Annotated in this window: 20 protein-coding genes; 4 read left to right on the top strand and 16 right to left on the bottom strand. The window is 59.7% G+C overall.

From position 1 onward, the window contains the following. Nucleotides 1-2: 2 nt before the first annotated feature. The 6 genes from PH547_RS15540 to PH547_RS15515 all read right to left on the bottom strand — a co-directional run bounded on the left by PH547_RS15540 (nt 3) and on the right by PH547_RS15515 (nt 7638). Nucleotides 3-1187 carry a hypothetical protein gene (locus PH547_RS15540; RefSeq protein WP_260304798.1) on the bottom strand — a complete coding sequence of 395 codons (1185 nt, stop codon included), beginning with the start codon at nt 1185-1187 and terminating at the stop codon, nt 3-5. A 141-nt stretch (nt 1188-1328) separates the two neighbouring features. Continuing rightward, nucleotides 1329-2096 (bottom strand): SDR family NAD(P)-dependent oxidoreductase, encoded by a 768-nt coding sequence (locus PH547_RS15535; RefSeq protein ID WP_260304799.1) that lies wholly within the window; start codon nt 2094-2096, stop codon nt 1329-1331. Nucleotides 2097-2221: 125 nt separating this feature from the next. After that, nucleotides 2222-2926 (bottom strand): response regulator transcription factor, encoded by a 705-nt coding sequence (locus tag PH547_RS15530; protein WP_260304800.1) that lies wholly within the window; start codon nt 2924-2926, stop codon nt 2222-2224. A 1-nt stretch (nt 2927) separates the two neighbouring features. Continuing rightward, nucleotides 2928-3305 carry a response regulator gene (locus tag PH547_RS15525; protein WP_260305285.1) on the bottom strand — a complete coding sequence of 126 codons (378 nt, stop codon included), beginning with the start codon at nt 3303-3305 and terminating at the stop codon, nt 2928-2930. 2 nt (nt 3306-3307) lie between these two features. Continuing rightward, nucleotides 3308-3949 (bottom strand): response regulator transcription factor, encoded by a 642-nt coding sequence (locus PH547_RS15520; RefSeq protein ID WP_104826261.1) that lies wholly within the window; start codon nt 3947-3949, stop codon nt 3308-3310. After that, nucleotides 3946-7638 (bottom strand): PAS domain-containing protein, encoded by a 3693-nt coding sequence (locus PH547_RS15515; RefSeq protein ID WP_285168779.1) that lies wholly within the window; start codon nt 7636-7638, stop codon nt 3946-3948. Before PH547_RS15515 ends, PH547_RS15520 begins: the two co-directional genes overlap by 4 nt. A 362-nt stretch (nt 7639-8000) precedes the next feature. Between PH547_RS15515 and PH547_RS15510 the strand changes: the two genes are divergently transcribed. Further along, nucleotides 8001-8978, top strand: a complete 978-nt coding sequence (locus PH547_RS15510; protein WP_260304802.1) for a sensor histidine kinase — start codon at nt 8001-8003, stop codon at nt 8976-8978. A 17-nt stretch (nt 8979-8995) separates the two neighbouring features. Further along, complete coding sequence (locus tag PH547_RS15505; RefSeq protein ID WP_283053422.1) at nt 8996-9382, top strand: response regulator; 387 nt, start codon at nt 8996-8998, stop codon at nt 9380-9382. Between the two features lie 50 nt (nt 9383-9432). Here PH547_RS15505 and soxR read toward each other — a convergent pair whose 3' ends face one another. After that, on the bottom strand, nt 9433-9867 hold the full coding sequence (gene soxR, locus PH547_RS15500; protein WP_104826265.1) for a redox-sensitive transcriptional activator SoxR: 435 nt from the start codon (nt 9865-9867) through the stop codon (nt 9433-9435). An 86-nt stretch (nt 9868-9953) separates the two neighbouring features. On the opposite strand from soxR, the gene PH547_RS15495 reads away from it, so the two are divergent. After that, on the top strand, nt 9954-10676 hold the full coding sequence (locus PH547_RS15495; protein ID WP_260304804.1) for an SDR family NAD(P)-dependent oxidoreductase: 723 nt from the start codon (nt 9954-9956) through the stop codon (nt 10674-10676). Further along, on the top strand, nt 10673-11725 hold the full coding sequence (locus PH547_RS15490) for an S-adenosylmethionine:tRNA ribosyltransferase-isomerase (protein WP_260304805.1): 1053 nt from the start codon (nt 10673-10675) through the stop codon (nt 11723-11725). The genes PH547_RS15495 and PH547_RS15490 overlap by 4 nt, the downstream gene beginning before the upstream one ends. Before the next feature lie 71 nt (nt 11726-11796). Here the strand turns inward: PH547_RS15490 and PH547_RS15485 are convergent, their stop codons facing one another. The 9 genes from PH547_RS15485 to PH547_RS15445 form a co-directional block, all read right to left on the bottom strand. Next, nucleotides 11797-13248 carry a CYTH and CHAD domain-containing protein gene (locus PH547_RS15485; protein ID WP_260304807.1) on the bottom strand — a complete coding sequence of 484 codons (1452 nt, stop codon included), beginning with the start codon at nt 13246-13248 and terminating at the stop codon, nt 11797-11799. A 214-nt stretch (nt 13249-13462) separates the two neighbouring features. Continuing rightward, the gene (locus tag PH547_RS15480; protein ID WP_260305286.1) at nt 13463-14809 is read right to left on the bottom strand and encodes an NAD(P)/FAD-dependent oxidoreductase; all 1347 of its coding nucleotides are present in this window, start codon (nt 14807-14809) and stop codon (nt 13463-13465) included. Between the two features lie 2 nt (nt 14810-14811). Continuing rightward, on the bottom strand, nt 14812-15699 hold the full coding sequence (locus PH547_RS15475; protein WP_285168778.1) for a dihydrodipicolinate synthase family protein: 888 nt from the start codon (nt 15697-15699) through the stop codon (nt 14812-14814). A gap of 151 nt (nt 15700-15850) precedes the next feature. Next, on the bottom strand, nt 15851-16546 hold the full coding sequence (locus tag PH547_RS15470; protein ID WP_260305287.1) for a GntR family transcriptional regulator: 696 nt from the start codon (nt 16544-16546) through the stop codon (nt 15851-15853). A gap of 354 nt (nt 16547-16900) precedes the next feature. Further along, nucleotides 16901-17986, bottom strand: coding sequence for an FAD-binding oxidoreductase (locus PH547_RS15465; RefSeq protein WP_285168777.1), 1086 nt, complete (start codon nt 17984-17986; stop codon nt 16901-16903). Further along, entirely contained in the window at nt 17976-19229 is a 1254-nt protein-coding gene (locus PH547_RS15460; protein ID WP_285168776.1) for an aromatic ring-hydroxylating oxygenase subunit alpha, read from the bottom strand. Before PH547_RS15460 ends, PH547_RS15465 begins: the two co-directional genes overlap by 11 nt. A 272-nt stretch (nt 19230-19501) precedes the next feature. Continuing rightward, nucleotides 19502-20086, bottom strand: a complete 585-nt coding sequence (locus PH547_RS15455; protein WP_285168775.1) for a TadE/TadG family type IV pilus assembly protein — start codon at nt 20084-20086, stop codon at nt 19502-19504. 1 nt (nt 20087) lies between these two features. Further along, complete coding sequence (locus PH547_RS15450; protein ID WP_285168773.1) at nt 20088-20618, bottom strand: TadE/TadG family type IV pilus assembly protein; 531 nt, start codon at nt 20616-20618, stop codon at nt 20088-20090. After that, a complete protein-coding gene (locus PH547_RS15445) occupies nt 20615-21976 on the bottom strand; it encodes a TadE/TadG family type IV pilus assembly protein (protein WP_285168772.1) in 1362 nt (453 codons plus the stop codon). Before PH547_RS15445 ends, PH547_RS15450 begins: the two co-directional genes overlap by 4 nt. Between the last annotated feature and the right edge of the window lie 259 nt (nt 21977-22235).

Genomic DNA, 22235 nt, shown 5'->3' with positions numbered 1-22235 from the left:
GGTCAGGTGATTGCGTCGACCGCCGCCTTGACCCAGTCAAGGCGCTTGGCCGGTATGAGGCCGTAATTGTAGAAGTTCACGCCGTCAGCGCCGGCATCAACAGCGGCTTTGGCGCGCTCTGCGAGGATCGCCGGTCCGTCGACTTCAGGATAGAAGACGCGCAGACCCACGCCGAGGAACTTTCCCGGTCCGATCGCCGCCCGCCCGCTCCGGATGACCTCGCCGACAGCCTCCGGCTCCATGTCGTAGCAGCAGAGGATCGCCCCATCGCAAAGCTTGCCGGCTGCAACGAGATCAACGCCGCCGAGCCAGCCGTCCTTCAGGTCGATAAGCACGATGCGTGTCTCCGGATCAGCCGCAGCTTTGATCTCGCCAATCAGGCTGGTCACCGGTTCGGTGCGCCAGACGAGATAGGCGTACAGATCCGGATGGTCGCGAAATGCATCAATCCCGGCCGCGGGAAAGTCCGGGAATTGCCGCTCCGGGACGGCCCGTTCGCAGAGTTCCGCGATGAAGCGCGTGACCGATTGGCGCGCGCCTTCCACCGGCACGCCGGCCTTCATGGCGCGCGCCGTACAATGATCGCAAAAGCAGAGCGACAGCAGGAAATCGTCTTCGGCGTTAAGGCCGACGCCGTCTTTCTCGTGGTGATATTCGTGCGCGAACCCCATGAAATTCGGGCTCTCGAGCTCCAGCATGTCTGGCCGGTAGTTTGTCGTGATGTCGCGGATCAGAGTGACCACATAGGCCCGCGCCGCGGGGCTTGAGGGGCAAAGATTATAATAGTTGGGATTGCCAAAGGCGTTCCGAGTGACGTGATCGGGATGCAGCATGCCGAGGCGGGTATTATGGAGGCAGACCGTCCAGCACGAGACCTTGAGGCCTGTCGCGTCGCGCCCTTTGACGAGCGCTTCCAGCATGTCGCCGCGCTCGGCTACATTCCTGGCCATCAGCGGCCGGATCACCTTGTCCTGCCACAGTCTTTCGTCCGGCCGGAAGTAGACCGTCCCGTCTTCGGGAAAATAGGCCTTCTGTTGCGGACTTCTCGGCTGAAAGAACCGGCCGGCATGATAGGAGGTGGCCATGCTGATCGTGGTGAGGCCTGCGCGGCCGCGAAGGTCGGCGGCAAGCGCTTCAAGCCCCTGATCCTGAATGTCCCAGGGGTAGGTCCACATGGAAAAATGCATGGCGTGCTCCCGCTAATCTGTCCACTTTTTAGAACATGTGTCCATAATAGTGTCCAGGCCGATCTTTGGGTATGCGTTGCCGTTGCACGCTTGCTTGCGGCCTTGTCGTGAGAAGAATGCTGTTTAGTCAGCTATCGACGATCAGATCGCGGTAAAGCCATTGTCGACGAAGAGATGGATACCGTTGACGAAGTTGGATTCGTCCGAGGCGAGATAGAGGGCGGCGCGCGCCACATCTTCCGGCTCTCCGATCCGGCCTTGCTGCGCCGCGATTGCTTCATCCGAAACATCAACGCCGAGGGCCTGCAGCTCAGCCACCTCGCGCAGACCGTGCGGCGTGCGGATGAAGCCGGGGCAAACGGCGTTGCAGCGAATATTGCGATCGCGGAACTCGACGGCAATGGCGCGGGCGAACATGTGCACAGCGCCCTTCGTCGTATCGTAGAGCACTTCCATCGGCGTCGCCGCGACCGCCGAGATCGACGACGTGCAGACGATGGAGCCGCCGCCGGCTGCGATCATGCCCGGAAGCACGGCTTTGGTCATCAGGAACATCGAGCGCACGTTGACGCCGTGCAGCCATTCCCATTCCTGCAGTGTCGTTTCGAGAAACGGTTTGATGACGATGGTGCCGGCGTGATTGAAAAGGACGGTCACGGCGCCGAAACGGTCCTCGATGCCCTTCACTGCCGCATTGACGGCTGCTTCGTCCGATACGTCGGCAACCCAATAGTCAGCAACGCCGCCGGCATCCCGGATCGCCCGCACTGTCTCCTCAGCCGCGTCGCCATTTCGGTCGATAATCGCAACCGTTGCGCCTTCCGCCGCAAACAAGCGTGAAGCCGCCCCGCCCATTCCGGTGGCTCCGCCGGAAATGATGGCAATCTTGTTCTTGAGCCTATCCGTCATTTATTCCCCCGCATGTCATTGTCAGTTTTGAAGAATCTCGCAAGTCCGCGAACTTGTCGACGCCATTTCCGGAAACTGCGCTTGGATTCCTTTCGAGACAAGCCCTTTGTATCAACTCGGCTCAATCATGTTACAGCCCGATGTGCGCCAGCCTCGCGCATCGGTGCCGGCAGTGTTTCCCATGCCCGGATCAGTTCGCCGATAGAGGCTGCCTCCATCTTGTGCATGACATTGCTGCGATGCAGCTTGACCGTCACTTCGCTAATGCCGAGATCGAAGGCGATCTGCTTGTTGAGGCGTCCGTGCGCCACTTCATAGAGAACCTCGCGCTCGCGCTGTGTCAGCGTCTCGAGGCGTTCGATGTTCCGATTGGCGATCGCGGCTTGCGCCCGTCGTTCGGCATCCATGGCAATGCCCGCCGTCACGGCGTCGAGCAATGTTTGGTCCCGCACCGGTTTGGTGAGAAAATCCACGGCGCCGGCCTTCATCGCCTCGACGGTCATCGGAATGTCGCCATGCCCGGTCAGGAAGATGATCGGTTTGGGATTGCCGTTTTCGGCCAGATGACGCTGCAGATGGAGACCACTCGTCCCCGGCATGCGCACATCGAGGATCAAGCAGCCGGGATTGTCCAGGATATCGGCATCAAGCACTTCGCGGGTCGAGGCAAAACTGATGGGCCGGAAGCCCGCCGACAGGATCAACTCCGAGAGTGCCTCCCGAACGGATGCGTCATCATCGACAATGATGACGAGCGGCTGATCTTCTTCGCTTCTCCGCCGCGGTGATGGCGGTGCCGATCTCCGCGGGAAAGATTGTTCAACTTTCATCTTACCCTCCATCTCTTGACTGATGCAAAGCATTGGCGATGGCCGCGAGCAGGGCCTGGGCATCGAATGGTTTCCGGAAAAATCCGCTGATGCCTTGAGCGCGGCCCTGATCCGCTATCTCGTGGCGGCCTGTGATCAGGAAGACCGGCAGCTCCGGACGCAGCTTCCTCACCAGGTCACGAAGCTCAAAGCCATCCATGCCGGGCATCCCGATGTCGGTGATGAGCACGTCTAGGTCCGATAGCCCGTCGACGAGCAATGATCCCGCCGACGGGAAGCTGCGGGCCGCATAGCCAGCGGATTCCAGAAGATCGCCCACCGATTCCAGTAGCCTTGGATCGTCATCAACGATTGCCACTACATGTCTTGTCTTGTTCATATTCAATTTCCTCCCACGCGGCGCGAGTGGGTAATCGGGATTTCCAATCTCTCCGCAATACGCACGAGATCGGCGAGCGATGCCGCCGCCATTTTCTGCATGACGTTCCTTCTATGGATTTGCAGCGTGACTTCGCTAATCCCCAGTTCAGCCGCCGCCTGTTTGTTGAGAAGGCCACTCACGACGAGCGGCAAGACCTCGCGCTCTCGTGGCGTCAGGTCGAGGTAGCGTTGCCTCAGCATGCCGAGTTCGGCGCGTTCCGATCTCTTTTCCCGATCCTGGGCGATCGCGGCGTGGATCGCTGCCATCAGATCGGCGTCGCTGAAAGGCTTGGTCAGGAAATCCACGGCGCCGTGTTTGATCGCACGTACCGACGACGGAATGTCGCCGTGCCCCGTAATGAAGACGATCGGCGGATGATCTCCCTCTGCGATCTGCCCCTGCAGATCGAGGCCGTTGATATCAGGCAGCTCGATATCGAGGATGAGGCAGGCCGGGAAATCCGGTTTGTCCGCGCTCACATAATCGCCGGCCGATCCGAACGCGATGGCGCGCATGCCGTGCGAGTCCAGCAGATCGCCGAGCGCCTCCCGAATGCGTTCATCATCGTCCACGATGAAGACAATATGATCGTCCGTCGTCATTGCGCTGCCTTCATTTCAACCGGCAGGGTGAAGATGAATGTCGCCCCACTCGGTTCATTCTTTTCGGTCCACAATCGTCCGCCGTGTAACTCGACGATCGAGCGGCAGATCGCCAGCCCCATGCCCATGCCGTTTGCTTTTGTCGTGAAGAAAGGTTCGAATATTCTCTCGGGAAATTCGATGCCCTGGCCGTGATCGCTGATTTCGGTCCGGACGACATCGCCCATATGGCGCACGCGCATCCCGACCACTCGCTCGCCTGCCATGGAGTCCATCGCATCCATGCCGTTGCGAATGAGATTGATCAGAACCTGCTGGATCTGAACGCGATCGATTGCGATGAGCGGAAGGCTGCCGTCAATCTTCACGTCCATCCGAACGCGATGCCGCAACGCTTCGTCGGCCATGAGGTTGCGCGCTTCGTTGATGACGCTCGCGAATGCCGTATAAATCCTCGTATCTATGGATTGCTTGAACAAGGCGCGTATACGGCTGACGACGTCAGCAGCCGAGTTGGCGTCCCGGATGATGCGCTCTACCGTTTTTTCCGCCCGCTCGATATTGGGCGGTTCGGCCATGAGCCAGCGCTGGCAGGCGTGCGAGTTTGCCACGACAGCCGCCAAGGGCTGGTTTACCTCGTGCGCAATGGAAGCCGAAAGCTCGGCAAGGCTTGCCGCCTGGCTCGCGCGCGCGAGGCCCTCTCGTGCCCGCTGCAGCTCTTCCTGTGCGCGAACCTCGCCGTCGATATCGATGCAGATGACATTCCACTGCACGATGGCGCCTTCGGGATTGCGCATCGGTGCGGCGCGTGTCTCGATCCAGCGATATTCGCCATCGAACCGCCGCAGGCGATGCCTGCGCGCATACGGCTCGCCGGTGGATAAGGAATGGGCATAATTCTCCTTGACGCCCTGGAGGTCATCGGGATGAACGCCGGCGTCGAGTGTGCCGGCCAGCCGGGATTTTCCAGTTCCGTCCAGGTCTTCAAGCTTATAACCAAGGAAATCACGGAGCTGGGGATTGCGATAGACCGGCTCCCCATCGGGTGCCGCACAATCGATCATCGCGGGCAGCGTTTCGACGAGCTGCCAGAGCGAGCGCTCCCGCGTGCGCAATTCCTCCTCGATGCGCAGTTGATCATCAATATCATGCGAGAGACCGTACCATTGGATGATTTTTCCGCTTTGATCGCGCAGCGGCTCCGCGCGGCCCGACATCCAGCGATAAACCCCGTCGGCACGACGCAGGCGATAGTTCAGGGAAAAGGTCTCGCCGGTGGCGAGCGAGCGGTCGAGCGCCTCCGACAGTCGCGCCGCATCATCCGGATGGACGAGAGACGCTATCGCGGCGGCGAGGCCACTCATTGTCAGCCCCTCATAAGCCTCGCTGTCCAAACCGAAAAACTCGATGGTGCGTTTGCTGAAGTAAACCGGCTCGCCGGTTGGACTTAACCGCCAGAGCAGGCTCGGAACCATGTCGGCGAGCTGCGAGAACTCCCGCTCCCGGTTGCGCAACGCCTCCTCGGCCTTCTTGCGCTCAGTGATATCGATAAAGCCAACCAGGCTCTTGTCGGCCACGGCGCCGGGGCGGGCGGTTGTGAAAAGGACGTCGATGACGCTGCCGTCCATTCGGGCCACCTTGGTCTCTTCCTGAAAGATCTCCTCACCGCGATAACGCGCCTCGATGGAACGGCGTATGGTGGCAATCCCCGGCTGCCAGTACCGGGTAATCGGCCCCCGCATCTCCCCGGTATCCTTTGCGCCGAACATCTCGATGATATGCCGGTTGACTTCTTCAACCTCCAGCGCTTCCAAGGCGCGCGGCAGGAATTCGGGGTGCTCGTCTATATAGGTTCTGAGTTCCGTCACGCCCTGCGCCCGCAACTCCTTGAACAGGGGTATCAACTTGCCGGCATCCACCTGGGCCAGCCCGATCGGCATATAGTGGAACAGGTCTCGGTAGCGGCGCTCGCTTTGCCGCAAGGCCTCCTGCGCGGTCACGAGGTCATCGATATCGAGGCAGACGCCATACCATTCCACGATCCGCCCCTCCGGATCGCGTAGCGGCTCTGCGCGCCCCTCGGTCCAGCGATAGGCTCCGTCGGAGCGATGCTGACGATACTTCATTGCAAAAGGGGTACCCATCTCGAACGAGTGTGCGAGTGCCTGCTTCACCGCCTGTCTGTCTTCCGGGTAGACATCGGCCAGCGACAGCGATCCGTCCGGCGCGACCAAGTCTTCCAGAGTGACCCCAACCGTATCCATGAGCCGCTTGTTGATGTAGGACGGCACTCCTTCAGGCGTCGCGCTCCAGATCAGAGCGGGTACGGCGTCGATGAGCTGCCGCAACTGCCGTTCACTTTCGCGCAATGCGTTCTGCGCACGCACTTCATCGTCGATGTCGATGGAGATTGCGAACCACTGCACAATCGCTCCGCTTTGATCCCGCAGCGGCTCCCAGCGGCCGTCCACCCATCGGTAAGCGCCGTCCGCGCGGCGCATGCGATATTTCATCGAGTAGGGCTCACCGGTGGCGAGGGAGTGGCGGACCGTCTCCAATAGGCGGGCCGAATCTTCGGGATGGACGAGAGTCGTAATGGCTGCCGCCAGCCGGCTCATGTTAGGCTTGTCCAATTGCGCTATGTCGTCCAAACCGAAGAAATCGAGCAAGCGCTTGTTGAAGAAGGTCGGCTCGCCTTCAGGTGTCAGACGTCTGATCTGGACGGGCACCATGTTCACGAGCTGCGAAAGCTCGTTTTCGCGCTCACGCAATGCCTCAACGCTTTGGCGTAATGTGGCCACCGCAAGCTGGTGCTGTCGCGATATGGCGGCCACGATGAGCGCTGAACATGCCGAGATTGCCAGAAAAAGCTGCAGCATGATCTGGTTGTGCTTCTGAGACCCGGGATCACCGACAAATTGGCCGGCGCCGGATATCGTGAATAGCGCCGTGATCAGGGCAAGAAGTGTCAGGGTCACGGCGGCGCCTTTGAATTCGAAACGCACCGCGGCCCAAAGAAGAGGGGGCATGACAATGTAGCTGAAGGGCAAGGCGCCGCTCAAGGAAAGGGCGGCGACACCGAGAAAGATCAGCCCCAGGAGGCAGGCTTCCAGCCATCGCGCGGGCGAGAGCTGGGCCTCACCGCGCCAGTTCTGGAACACGACCAACGCCAGCGGCGCTACGATCAAGACCCCGGTGGCATCCCCGATCCACCATAAGGGCCACGCCGTCGTGAAGGATTGCGATTGCATGTCGAACCAGGCAAGCGTCGCACTTCCGATCGTGGCACTTACGATCGGCGCGATGACAGCGGCAAAGACGACGAATGAGAGAACTTCCTGCAAGGTTTCCAGCCGAACCGGACGGCCACAGGTCCGATTCACAAGCCATGCGCCGACCACCGCCTCAAGAGCGTTGCCGGCATAGATCAGGAAGGCCGCGGGCAGCGGACTTTGGAACCAAAGGTTGCTGAACAATTCAGCCAGACACCCCGCCACTATCCACCACGGCCAACTTTGCCTGGGGGCGAGGACAAGCGTGGCGATGAAAAGCCCGCTCGGAGGCCAAATGGAAATACCGGTTCCAGGGACGATTGCGAGCGATTGAGCGAATCCGCAGCCCAAGACATAAGCCGCGATAAAAAGCCCTAAGTGCAGGAATTGAGGGCGGTACGACCAGACGCGCATCATGGGCTGCTCCTGCGGGGCAAAGAAAGCCTGGGATCGTCAGTGCTTCGAGCGGCTTCTTCTCGATATCGGGACTGGCGAGCCCATGCAGCACCCTAGTCTCGTGACAACAGCGCTGCAACTTATGGAAATCCATGTATTGATGGACACGTAGCGGCTTTGCTGCTCGCCGACACGCCGCATCTGGCGGAATGTGTGTCGAGAGCGGCTTGTCAAATAATATGAAGCCGCCATCTTTATTTTAGTGCCCATCGCCAGTCTCGCTCGCCTTTCAGGCTGGTGAAATCTGGTTAAGCAATCCGACGTTTATCTGAGGACGAGAACGTCAACATGCGAATACTTCTAACCAGGGAAAGATTTCCTCGATGATGTTGGAAGACCTGTATCGCTTACTGAGAAGCAGCCACGTCCAAGCCCAAGGTGTCGTCGATACGATGACCCAGCCGGTGGTCGTCCTGGATCAGGGGTTTTGCGTGGTGACTGCCAACAACGCTTTCATCCGCACCTTTAAAGTCGAGCGGGATGACATCTTGGGGCGCAGTTTCTTTGATCTAGGCAATGGCCAGTGGGACATCGAAGAGCTTCGGCAACTCATAGCTTCGGTAATTCCCAAGGCATCTGCCGTGATCGGATTTGAGGTGACGCACGACTTTCCTGCGATCGGTCGGCGGACTTTTCTCGTCGATGCCCGGCGCCTCGTTCATCCCGACGACAACAGCACCAACGTCCTCGTTCTTTTCGACGATGTTACCGAGCGCCAGCGCCACGAGGCCGAGCAAAACTTCATCATCTCCGAAACCCGGCATCGGATGAAGAACCTGTTTGCGGTCGTGCGCGCGATCGCGATGCAAACGGGGACCGAAGGCCGGACCGCAGAGGAGTATCGCGACGCCTTCCTTGGACGGTTGGAGGTCACTCTACGTGCCCAGGAGCTCGTTTCAAACAAGGGAACGGCTGATCTTGCCGTTTTGCTGAAAACTACAATCAGCGAAATTGGCGTGGATCGGCTTCATTTTGAGGGGCCGACAGTGCAACTATCGAGTTCAAAGGTCCTTCCGATCAGCATGATGATCCATGAGCTGGCCACCAACGCGGTAAAATACGGCGCCTTGTCCGTTCCTGAAGGCGAAATCCATGTGAAGTGGTCGCTGGAAGCCGGGCCAAAAGAACGAAAATACCTGAAATGCGAGTGGCGGGAAGAGAAAGGCCCGGGCTTGGCACCGCCGACACGCAAAGGCTATGGAACGGAATTGATCGAGGGTACTGCTGCCCATTTGGGCGGCGAGGTGGAGCTTGCCTATGGCGGCCGTGGTTTGACTGCAACGATCAAACTCCCTGTGTGAGGATGTGATGAGCGGACATGCGAGAGAGAGAGAGAGAGAGAGAGGATGTACGCGGGAACCTCGTCCTCATAGTCGAAGACGAGTTCTTCATAGCGATGGAACTGAGGGAAGCGTTGATCGAGGGAGGTTTTCGCGTGCTCGGACCGGTCGGCTCGGTCGAGGATGCCCTCGATCTCCTGCAAGACGAACGTCCGGATGCAGCAGTCCTGGATGTCAATCTTGACGATGAAAAGGTGACACCAGTCGCAATTCTATTGAAGTCGCTGGGCGTGCCCTTCGTCCTCGCGAGCGCATGCGAAAAGTCCGAACTGGCCCAGAATGCAATCCTTGCCAATGCTGTCAACGTGGGAAAGCCGACCGATATGAAAGGCCTGCTCGGTGTGATCCAGGCTCTCACGATGTAGGCCTGCAGCCGAATGCCGTCACGCATCGCTCCGGGGATGCGGCCGCCTATTCACCCCAGCCAATATCTCGGCCCTGGCCCCTTGCGTCCCGCCACATCGGCAGGGTTGGCGAGGCTGCATCGGTCGATCGACAGGCAGCCGCAGCCGATGCATTCGGTAAGCCCCGACCGCAGCCGCTGCAGCTCGGCAATGCGCTCATCGATGCGCTTTGCCCATTCGCCCGATAACTCCGACCAATCCCGACGCGATGGCATACGGTCGGCCGGCAGCTTGTCGAGTTCCGCGCCGATCTCCTCAAGCGTCAGCCCGATCCGCTGCGCAAAGATGATGAAGGCGATCCGGCGCAATATGGATCGGTGATAGCGCCGGTGCCCCGAGCCGGCGCGCTCTGAGGCGATCAGCCCGCGCTCCTCGTAGAAACGCAAGGCAGATGAGGCAACGCCGCTGCGCCGCGATACGTCCGTGATGGTGAGCATCGGATCCATGCGTAAACAAGAGCACGATTCCCGCTTGACTTCAAGTTAACTTGAACTTGTAGCAGTTGTTGGTACCCATTGAAGGAGCACCAGCAATGCAGATGAATATCGATCTTCAGGGACTTCGCGTGGCGATCACGGGCGGCACGTCGGGGTTGGGACTGGCCCTCGTGCGCCAGCTTGCGGCGAAGGGGGCGCGTGTCGCCTTCGTCGCTCGCACGGCAGCGAATGTCGAACGCATCGCAGCCGAGACGGGCGCGCACGGCATCGTGGCCGACATCGGCAAGAAGGGCGATATCTATCCGGCCGCGATGCAGGTCACCGCCAGCCTGGACGGGGTCGATGTCCTGATCAACAATGCGTCGAGCCTCGGCCCTGTCCCACTGGCGCTTCTGGCCGATACCGAGTGCGAGGAGCTGGAGGCGGCGCTTGCGGTCAATCTCCTTGGTGCGTTCCGGCTGACGAAGGCGCTGTTCGGCGCGCTTGCCGCGTCTGCACGCGAGGGCCGCGGCTCACTGGTGATCAACATCTCCAGCGATGCGGCGGTCAATGCCTATCCCGGCTGGGGAGTGTATGGCGCGAGCAAGGCCGCTCTTGCCCATCTGACGGCGATTTGGGACGAGGAAGCGAAGCCCGACGGTATAAGGTTCCTCGCGCTTGACCCTGGCGATATGGACACCCCGCTTCACGCACTGGCACTTCCCGACGCCGATCCGTCGACCTTGAAGGCTCCCGAGCTCGCCGCTGCCGAGATCATCGAGAAGATGCTCACCGCGTTGCCGGTCCGTGCCGCGCTTATAGCCGGAGGACAGGCATGATCGCCGATGACCAATCCGACCGCCACTCCGCCAAGCTGCTTGTCATCGAGGCGGATGGCACGATGCGCGACATGCCGCGCAGCAAGCTCGCGGCGCTGTTCAATCCCGGCGATCTTGTTGTCGCCAATGATGCCGCGACCTTGCCTGCCAGCTTGCACGGAATCCATGCGCCAAGCGGGAAGGCGGTCGAGATCCGCCTCGCCGGCTGGCTATCACCTCCCGATCCTACTCGCTTCGTGGCAATCGCCTTCGGCTCGGGCGATCATCGGGCACGCACGGAAGACCGGCCGGCACCGCCACCGCTGTCGCCGGGCGATCAGCTTCGGCTCGGCCCGCTCGAGGTCGTCATAGAGCGCCTTTTCGACCATCCTCGCCTTCTTGAACTGCGTTTCCTCAGCAACCAAGCGGCGGTGTTTGCCGGTCTGGCGCAATATGGCCGGCCGATCCAATATGCGCATGTTCCCGAACCGTTGGCGCTGTGGGATGTATGGACGAAGATTGCAGCCCGACCGTTCGCCTTCGAGGCGCCGTCGGCAGGCTTTGCGCTCGACTGGCGCACGCTTCAGGCATGGCGCCGGCGCGACATTGGCTTCGCGTCGCTCACGCATGCTGCGGGCATTTCCTCGACCGGCGATCCCGCACTCGACTCACGTCTTCCCTTCGACGAGCCTTACAGCATCCCCGAGCGCACCGCAGAGCAGATCGCGCGGGCGAAGCTCCAGGGCAGGCGCATCATCGCGATCGGCACGAGCGTCGTGCGCGCCCTCGAGGCGGCGGCCAATCCCGACGGCAGCGTTCGCGCCGGAAATGGCGTTGCGACGGGGCGCATCGCCCAGGGCACGCCGCTCCGCGTGGTCGATACGATTTTGACGGGCGTCCACCAGCCCGGAGAAAGCCATTTCGAGCTTCTGCGCGCCTTTGCGGATGATGCCCTGCTCGCAAAGGCCTCCGCAGCGCTTACCGCAGGGCGATATCGCACGCATGAATTCGGCGATTCCGTGCTGTATAATTTGCCAGCCGCCGCTGCGGCCGGTTCGGACAGAACCTGACCGAAACGCTCACGACGAAGCCCCCGGGGAGATCGCCATGATCCTCGGGCATCCCTGCTGTAAAATAATATTCAGCGCCAGAACTTCTTCGCGTCCAGCACCTCGTCAAGCGAAACCTGCGCGTCGTCTATCAGCGCATCCTTGTCCGCATGGGAAATAACGCTGTCGGCAGCCGGATGGTTGGTCAGACCATGCTTGCTCAGTACGTTGGGCCCGGTTGCAAGATCGTTCAGCAATCCAAGATGGTCCTGAAGCCTCCCCATTGCGCCGATAAAACGCCGGTGAAGGCGCACGCCGCGCTTGTTGTCGAACAGTGACCCGAAGAACTCGGCCGCATAACGCAGCTTCTTCGCGTCCTTGCGAGCCTCGTGGCGTTGACGATCGTCGACCTTGGCGAGCGCCTGCCCGTGCTTCTTCAGCTTCTTGCGCATTCGGTTGAGCGCCATTTCGGCAAACTCCAACGCCGACAGGCCCCGCACGTCCTCAGTCTCGGGAAGCGAAAGATATTCGCCGCACCGAAGCCATTCGTTAAAATCCAGCATGAGCGCGCGGGCACGACTGGAGTTCAATCCCTCAACCACGTCGTCGTATGCAGCCTCCCGGGCATCCGTCAGCCGGCTCCGCAGGTCTGAGTCCGTCGCCTTTGTCAGCAGCACATCCAGATTGCGCGCCTCTCCGAGGACCCCGGCCAGCCAGCGCAGCTCGTCCTTCAGTCGTTGCGGCTCATCGCCCGGAAGCATTCGCTTGAACAGCGAGAAGTCGGAGCGCAGGCGACGCAGCCCTACGCGGGCCTGGTGCAGCGTTTCAGCATTTCGCTGCCGCAGCAGGACATCCTCGTTCAAACGAAACTGCCGGAAGCACGAGGCGGCAATTGTTTGAAAGGCATCGGATGCGTGCATATTCTGATCGAGGCGAATATCCTCCGCCTTGAAAACGGACTTCTGCTGCTCGATCAGCGCGAAGCCCCTTTCCGCCTTGGAGCGAACGCCAAAACGAATGGGCGCGACCGCTTCGATCTTGCGTGCGAATACGAATAGGTCCTTCTGATTGCCATCCTTCAGCTCAAGCTCGGCTTCCCGCACGGCGGTGTTCCGGTCACCAGAGACGACCGATCCCTGGTCGATGACCACCTCAATCAGGGAACCGTTTTCCTTCACGGTCCAAACGCGCCTCTCGATTTCCACGTTGAAGGCGGGCGACACGGCAAGTTCCTCACCGAACTCGGTTTTGAGCGGATTGGAATCGTCGACGACCGGCTTGTCCCCTTCGATGGGCGTCTCCCATTCCGAACGGGCAAAAAGAGATTGGCTCTGGCCCACCGCTTTCACGGTCTGGACATGAACATCGCCGGTCTGACGGACACGGAGGGTGAACCCGTTCTGAAAAAGCTTGTGATCGTCGGTATCAAAATAGGTTGAAGTTTGTTTCAGGACCTTTTCAGGGTTGGTAAGGGGGGTGAACCGCGACAGCCGTTTTGCGGCCTCCGTGGAAAGCTCAAGCTTCAGTTCGACTTCGGGTGACATCGAAGACCTCCGGCGCGTACGCGTATTAGACTACCCCATAAGACATTATAACGCCTCAAGGGTCTGATGGTTCGGTCCAATCACCCCCTATGAAACAATAATGATGTCAGCCTGCGACATGGGTTTGCGGATGCCTGCGCGAGAGGTCGCTTCGGCGGTATGGGCTCGCCTCGCCACTATCATCTTCGCCGGCGGCGCAGATAAAATTCGCGTCTCATTCGGCCCCGGCACTCCATTCCCGGTAGGCCAGATGGAGCTTCGCTCCGATCGTGGTCAGCGGCTGCGGCGGCAGCGCAACCGGTGCTGCCAGGCGATTATAGACACGGCCGAGTTCGGACTCGTGCCCGAGCACGCGCTCGGCCGCGGCTATGCCGGCAGCGGTCGAATTCGACGCGCCTAGTCCGTTGCAGCCGCAGGCTGCGAAGACACCTCGTTCGATTTCTCCGAAGGCCGGCACATGGTTCCGCGTCAGCGCCATCGCGCCTCCCCAGCGGTACTGCATGCCGACGCCGGCAAGCGTGGGGAAACGATGTGAGAACTTGCCGTCATGCAGGCGGCCGGCGCTGCGGATCGCGGCATCGCTGATCTCAATGCTCGGATTGTAGCTGTAGCGCGAACGTATCAGAATGCGGTCGCCGCCGCGGGTATTGATGCGCCGCACCGTCGTTCCCATCGGCAGCGCAGGCGTCGCCGCCCACTTTCTTTCTCCGCCTAGCCTTGCCGGATCGAATTCCTCCGTCAGCGATGCATAGGTGAAGACGTGAAGGAGGCGTCCGCGGAAAAAGCCGAAGCTTTCCGCATGGCCGTTATTGGCCATGATGATCCTGCCCGCCTGCACCGAGCCCTTCGGCGTTTTCACCAGCCAGCCGCCGCCGAAGCGCTCGAAGGAAAGAGCAGGTGTCTGCTCGAAAAGCCTCACCGGCTCCTTCAGACAGTCGGCCACTCCGCGGATATAAGCGGCCGGCTGGATGATGATCGTGCCGGGCGAGAACAGGCCGGAGGTGAAGGCCTTCGATCCCGTCACCGCTTCGATCTCGCTGGCTTTGAGGAGCCGATGGGCTTCGCCCATTTTCGAAAGCTGCAGCGAATAGGCTTCGAGATGCTTGTCGCCTTCGGCGCTCATCGCGACGCTGTAGCGGCCGCAGGGATCGAACAGCTCCTGTCCCCAGCCGTTCTCTGCAGCGAGTTTGGTCGCGAGCGCGATTGCCGAACGCTGCAGGAGCACGGAGTCGCGGAACTTGCCCTCCGACTCGCCGCTGAAATCGTTCGAGGAGACCTCGTGCGGAAGATCGATGATGAAGCCGGAATTGGCGCCGGCCGGACCTTCGCCGACGATACCCGCTTCGAGAACAGCCACCCGGACGGTCGGGTCGAGCTGCGAGAGACGATGCGCCGCGGAGAGACCGGCAAAACCGCCGCCGATGATCGCGACGTCGACGTTGATCGCTTCGCCCAAGGCCGGGCGCGGCGTGCGCGGCGGAAGTGTCGCCACCCATCCCGACACGCCCGCGCGCTTGGGAAGCTTCGATGCGACGAAGACGTTCTTTGCGGCCTGGGTCACGGTCAAATCGCTTCCCGTTCCATAAGCGCTTCGAGGGAGCGGCGGAGAGCGGGAAGCTTTTCCGGAGCAAGCGCGCGCAGCGGCTTACGCGGCACTCCCGCCCCGTAACCGGTCAGTTCGGCGGCCGCATAGACGGACTGCACGTAGTCTCCTTCCCAGATCAGCCCCATGGACGGCTCCAGAATCTTCCAGAGCTCACGGACCTCGTCCCACCTGCGCTTCGATGCTGCCTCGACGAGCGCGACCGAGGTTCGTGGAGCGAAGTTCGCACCACCCCAGATCAAACCGTCACATCCCGCATAAAGCGCATAGGGAACGAGAGGGTCGGCGCCGTTCATCACGAACCGGCCGGTACGAATGAGTGCCGCGTGCTTTCCAAGATCGCCGCTGCTGTCCTTGACGGCACAGAATCCGGGAATTTCGTTCAGCTTCTCCAGAAGTTCGGGCGTGATCGCAACACCGACCGCCTGCGGTACGTTGTAACCGATGACCGGCAGACCCGCCTTCGCAACCTCGCTGTAGAAATCAAGGATTCCCTGATCGTCCGTCGGTCCTTCGAAGAAAGGTGGAAGAATCATAACGCCTTCGGCGCCGGCATCGCGGGCGCGCACCGTGCGCTCGACCACGTCCTCCACCAGGAGAGCCGATGTCTGAGCGATCACCTTCGCCCGACCGTTGACGATGCGCGCACCGCGCCTGACGAGCTCCTCCGATTCCTCCTTGGAAAGATAGACATGCATCCCGGTGCCGGAGCTGAACAGGAAGCTCCTGACGCCGGCTGCAAGGTAGCGCTCGACATTGTGTTCGAGACGCCCGTAGTCGATGCGGCCGGCATCGTCGAAGGGGGTGGCGATGGCAAGGTTTAGGCCTGGAAATTGAACGTTAGACATTCTTGTCATGTCCCCCGAGGTTAGGTGAAAGGTCGAGGCATTTGGCAGGCAACAAAGGGCTCTTCTTTACCCGGCTATGTTCCTGCTTGCTTGGAAGTTCGCTCATCGGCCTCTCCAGCGATGGTTTTGGTTTGTTCTTCGAGATGCCGTCCTAGAGGGTCGGCGTTTCCATACCCTCGGGGGCCGCATACATGGCCATGTTTCGACGAGAGAGTTCGATGTGCAGGCGCGCCAGCTCGGCCGAGGCATCGGCGTCGTGTCGTTCGATGGCCTCGATCATTTCGTCATGCTGCCGGGATGCAAGCTCCAGTTCTTCCTGCATGCGCGGCGTGTTCGGATGCTTGTAGAAGATCTTCCCGATACGGGCGTGGTCGATCTGCAGGCGCCGGAGACTGGGAACGAGATAGACGTTGTGCGCCATCTCGCCTATCTGTCGGTGGAACTGGTCGTTATAGAAGACGCGACCCTCGGCGTCGCAATTGTCGACCGCCTTCTGAAAGGTCCGCTGAATCTGCTTCAGAGCGTCGAGTTCTGCCCGAGTACGGTTCTCGGCCGCCAGTCTATTCGCGGTGATGTAGATCATCGGCGCCATCAGAAAGTAGTCCCGTAGCGACTGGTAGCTCATCGAGCTGACCCGAGCGGCTCGGTTCGCTTCCAGCTCGATGTAACCTTCGCCAGCCATCTGGCGCATCAGCTCCCGAACAGGCGGGCGGGATAGGCCGAACTCCTCGCTCAGCGCCACTTCGTCCAGAACTGAGCCAGGCGGCAATTCCATGGTGAGGATCCGTCTGCGCAGGGCAAGACTAAGGCTGGCCTTGCGGTCGGGGCTCGCGATGTCGGTCGTCATATCATCGTCGCTCATGTCATTATCCTTTTAGAAGACATTAAGTAGACATAAGATAGACGTCAAGTCTTTCATGGAAATTGCGGCGTCTTTCGCAGCGGTCTGTGCCGCCTGACACGCGAGATTTCAGGATTAGAAAGTGTGGACTTGGATCGCTGCCCACATCCGGCCGGGCAGTCGGCCGCGGCCCGCCAAAGCATCTTCGGGAACGGAAGGTGCTTTGGCAGCCGACGTCCATGGCCGCCCCATCATTGATGCCTTGGTGTGCGTAAGAAGGCGCGCCCCCACGCTTCAGACGGATCCTCTGGCAACCGAACGACAGAGGTAGCGATGCCGGCGTCGCCTAAAGCGGCTGATTTACCGCTCTATGACGAGATCGCTCAGAGGCTTGGAGCAGCAGGGAAGAAACAGTCCCGCGTCGATCTCGCGCTGGCGGATACCACCATTGTGTTTCATATCCACCGAGCCCGACACCAGCTTCGACTTGCAGGTGCCACAGACGCCGTTAGCGCAGGATGAGGGGATCCTTATGCCGGCTTTCTTAGCGCAGCTCAGCACCGTCTGCTCGTCGGCTACCTCGATCTTGCGAGCCTGCTTCGAGAATTCGACCTGATATACTTTTCCAACCGGCACTTCCGGCGCGGCGATTTCATTTTCGTCTATCACCGCGGCGTCAAAGCTCTCCTCGATATAGCTTGACGAAGGTACTCCGAGATCCCCGGCGATCGTGCGGGCTGCGGCCATGAAGGGCGCCGGGCCGCAGCACATCACGGTCCGTTCGGCAATGTCCGGAACGGCAAGCTTCATGAATTCGGCGGAGATCCGGCCCGTCAGGCCGGACCAGGATGGCTCTCCGGTCACGACCTCAGGAAGGAAATGCAGCCTGACGTTCTTCATCCTTATGGCAAGGTTCGAAAGCTCTTCACGAAAGATGAGATCCCGTGGGGTGCGGGCCGCGTGCATGAAGACGATATCGGTGGGGCGGCATGTGTCGCCGAAATCCCGGAGGATGGACATGACCGGGGTGATGCCCGAGCCGCCGGATAGCAGCAGGAACTTCCTGGCTGTGCTGGGGCGGACGAAGTGCCCCAGCGGCCCTTGTGCCTTGACGGTGGTTCCGACGGCCATGTTGTCGTGAAGCCAGTTCGAAACCTTGCCGTTCGCAACCCGCTTCACTGTCACGGTGAAAGCGTTTGTCCGCTGCGGCGAGGACGAGATGCTGTAACAGCGGCTTTCGGTCTCCGCACCCATGGCAAAGTCGAAGAGAAAGTACTGACCCGCCTGGAAGGCGAAATGCTTTCCTGCAGGGGACGCGAACGTGAAACTCTTCACGTCATGCGTCTCCTGATGAACGTCCAGGCACACGAGTGTGTCATCGCGCTCGCTATCCCAGAACTCCGCTCTCTGCGGAGCCAACGAAGTCTGCATCGCGTTAGTATCCATTTGCGCGCATCCGATCGATGTACCAGGTTGCGAATTTGTCGAGGGTGGTCTCCGAGAAGCGCGAGTAGGGGCCGGGAAGATAGGCCGGATCAAGAGCGCCCGCATGCGCCCTGCCTACGAGTTCGGAGTCCTGATCGGTCGTTGCGACCCAGACGTCGGTCAGCTTCTGCAGATCGTAGTCCACACCCTCGACGGCATCCTTGTGAACCAGCCATTTGGTGCGAACCAGCGTCTTTCCGGCCGAAAGCGGAATGACGATAGACACGACGGCGTGGTCGCCCATGAAGTGGTTCCAGCTATTGTGACCCCAGAGATGGGTGTCGCCGAGATCCTTTCGCGTCATGCTGCCGAGCAGCTTCGAGCACGCAGCCGTCGCGTCAGGCGTCTGGGATTCGCCGGCGCCGGCGATGATGAGGCGCTGGGTCCTGAAGTTGGTGGCGCAGTCCACGAGCTGTTCAACGGCGGCGGACGGAAAACCGTCTGCTTCCCAGCTTTTGGTGCGTTCGGCATAGAGCGCTTCGTGCTGCCTGGCCTCCTCCAGATCTTCCGGGCTCAGCGCCTCCGGATCGAAGCCGAAGTCGAGATCGACGAACGACACGCACAGTTCCGGATGGTTGGCGGAGCAGTGATAGCACTCGCGATTGTTTTCCATCGTCAGCTTCCAGTTGCCGTTCTCAATGACGTCGGTCTGGTAGGCGACCTTCGCATTCCGGATATCGTAGGGAGCCAAGCGCTCGGTCATAACCTGCTCGAGCCGGTCGATGTCTTCGGGAGGATTGTCGGAAAGGCAGGCGTAGATCAGTCCACCGATCGACTTGAAATTCACCGGTCGGAGGCTCTTGCAGCTCTTGTCGAAGTCGATGCCCATATGGGGCGCGTGCGCCAGTGTGCCGTCGAGCTCATAGGTCCATTGATGATAGGGACAGACGAGCTTCGAAATGACCGTCGATCCTGCGTCCAGGATGCGGGCGCCTCGATGGCGGCAGACGTTGTGGACGACGCGGATCTGGTCGTCGTCGTCACGCAAAATGATCAGGCTGCTGTTGCCGATGTCGACGACGGTGGCGTCGCCCGGCTCCGGAACATCGCAGTCGAGGCCGATGCAGATCCAATGCTTCCTGAAAAAGACATCGAGGTCAGCCTCGAAAACGTCGTCTCTAATGTAGAGTCCGGCGGGAAGCGAATGACCGTCGGCGCGGCTGTCGAGCAGCGAGGAAATCGACGAAGCGAATGTCTGTAGCATGAACTGACCTCATGAATTGGATGTCCAATTCTTCGCCCAACTGGCCGACCCTTCAACGGCATAAATTTGCTGCTTTCGCATAACTTGTAGTAATGCCAAAAGGAGCGGCGGAACGTCGCCGGTAGAAGCTAACGACGACAGGCCTTGCAATTCATTGAGTGGCTTAAAGCGGAGGATGGCGGACCAGGCACGAGATGACACGGATCCGTGGGAGATGGCAGCTTCGTCAGAGGTTCCCGTAGGCGCGAAATGCCTAGAGCTGACCTTCCGGCCTATTTGTAAGTAATCTTGTCGCTGGCTCTTGGACGATTGAAGAAATAGCGGTCGAAGCTATAGCCGTCCGTGCCGGTAAAAGTAGCAAAGAAGGCCGAGACGGGGGTTGTAAATGTATATTTCACCCGCGTCAGCACGACCTGCACGCCGTCTTCCTGTATCTGCGATGGTATCGTGACTGAGCTTGCCACGCCGGAACTGAGGGCGGATGTATTGAACGCGGCAGACCAATTGACCGTCGCACTGCCAGTGCTGCTGATATCGTTCACCGAGACCGTGATCGTCAGCCCTGTGGTGTCATAAGGCTGCAGGATGAAGCTCGCGCCGGTAAGAAGCTTTGCGACGTCGGACTGTGTCCAGGTGCCCTGCTGCGAAATCATATCGCCCGTGGTGGCGGCGATCTCGTCTATTTTCCGGCTGACCGTGAGCGCATGGCCGAGATCGACGGCGCCAAACAGGAGAGCTGTCAGGAGCGGCAACAGGAGAGCGAATTCCACGCCCGAAGCACCCGACCGATCGCGCGCCAGATAACGAACAGAGAATTTGGTCAACCGGCGAAAGGACAGGTTCCGTTTCGGGATCATGTTAGAAAGGCTCGTTGCGGAACAGAACGGAAGATCCGAGCAGATAGCGGCCATCGGAAAGCTCGGCGCTCGACAAGGTGAGAAAATTGACGACGGCGGTCCAGGGCAGAAACGCCTGCACCAGGATGTAGTCGCTGCCCTTGCCGATATTATAAGTCTCGGTGACGGTAAGATTGCCGCTGCTGTCGATGGGATCGGTGCTGGCGACGGTCGATATGTCGGAAAGTACGTCGACCTTTACCAAAAGATTATCGGAGCATTCGAACGACAGGAGCATGTCGTTACAAATCTTGGCCTTGAAATCGGCCAATGTGAGGTTGGAGGATGCGACCTCGCCGGTACGGATCATTCGCGAGATCTTTTGCACCGAAGCGTCCAATGCGGAGTTCACGAAAAACATCAGCGACACTTCGATGGTCGCAAATATGAACATAAACAGCGGTATGGCCAGGATCGCGAATTCGATCGCGGCCACGCCTTGGCGATCGGCGAGGAAGCGGCGCAAGAGTGCAAACGGTTTCGCTCGCCTCATTGGGTCAGCCGCACGGATGTGAGATATTGCGTAAAGAGCGCAGACAAACCGGTCGTGATGTCCGCCGACGACGAGGCAGAAATGAACAGGCTCTTGGAGGATGCGCAGTCGGCAAGCGCATAGGGGATATAGTCGCGTCTCGTGATGCTTGTCGATACGCCGCTATCCATGGTGCCGCCCCAGGTGCTCTTCCAGCTGGCGCTCGCCATGGTCGAGCCGACGGTTGCGTTATAACCCCAGTCCGTGGTGATCGGCAGATATTCGGTATAAAGAACCGCCATGGTGGCGGATTGGTTCTTGATGTAGGCACACCAATCCGGATTCAGCGGCGCCACCTTGTTCCAGTATAACCCGGATATGGCCTTGTTCTTGTACCACGTCACCCCGTTGATCACCCACTCGCGCTGCGACTGGACACCGTCCGTCAGCAGAAGAACCAGCTTGAGCGGTTTTGCCGAGGAGGTGCCATCCCCACCGGTACCGACCATCTTCTTCAGCGCCGTCAAGGAGACGTCAAAATAAGTATAGGTCGTCGACGTTGCGCTTGTGAGACCGTAGTTGTCGTCTGAAAGGCGTTTGCGCGCGGTCGTAGTATCCAGGGTGGGAGCCAGAACTTCCGTGGCCGTGTCACCCAAGCTGTATAGGCCGACTTTGATACGTTCATGATTGCTGTCGGACTCATCAATCATATCGAGCACTTCGCTGACGGCATCCACGGCAACGTCGGCGCGCAGCTTTATCTTCTTTGCGGTGCTGTAGGCGTAGTTGTTGGCGTAGTACGTGCCGCTGACAGTGTGTTCGTCGCCCGTGTGGCAGGCGAACTGGCATCCGATGCCCGAGTACATGGTCTGCTGACCCGCAGTCGTTGCCGCCAGAAGCATCGAAGGGGATTTGTCGATGACGACGTACACGTTGAGATAGGACGTGGCCGGCCCTTTGACGGCACTTGATACGCTGACGGGAACGGTAGTGATATTTGCGAGCTGCATCAAAGTCGTCGGAACGGTGCCGCTTGCCGTTGCCGTTATGCGATGGTTGCTCGTATCGATTTCGATGTCGCCAAGCGTATAGCTGCTTTCTACCTGCGCATGGAACCAGTCGGAAACCTTTTCCTTGAGAGCGTCAGTGTCTTCGGTGTCGATCTGTTTGACGGCGGCGATCAAGGCCGCGTCAAGATCGCTTTGCATGCTCTGCCTGACATTGTAGGCCCGGATATAGTCGAAACTCGCGCCGACAGCGAGGAGCATGGGCACCATGGCGAGGGCAGTGACGATGGCGACGTTGCCGCCTCTATCCTTTCGCAGACGGCGAAGGATTTTAAAGAGCCGACTAAGTGAATATGAAAAATCCGAGCTCAAAAACCACCATCACTTATTTCATAAAAATAGTGATGACGATAACGTGTCGAAGAAGGTTAACCCTCTGTGCATTCTTACGTGTTCCGGAGGCAAGCGCCGCCGTCAATCGGATATTCCTTTCGCTTATTGTATATGTCTGCGTATTCTGGATATTAGTATGATAATTCCGCGCGTCCTAAAGTGAGGTGTGGGAAGTGGTGAAACGGTCGTTTTGTGCCGCTTTTCTAGGAGCAGGATAGGGGTTCCGATCGCATGCCTT

The sequence above is a fragment of the Rhizobium cerradonense genome (genome assembly GCF_030182455.1).
Taxonomy (GTDB): domain Bacteria; phylum Pseudomonadota; class Alphaproteobacteria; order Rhizobiales; family Rhizobiaceae; genus Rhizobium.
This window is presented reverse-complemented; position numbering and strand designations above follow the sequence as displayed.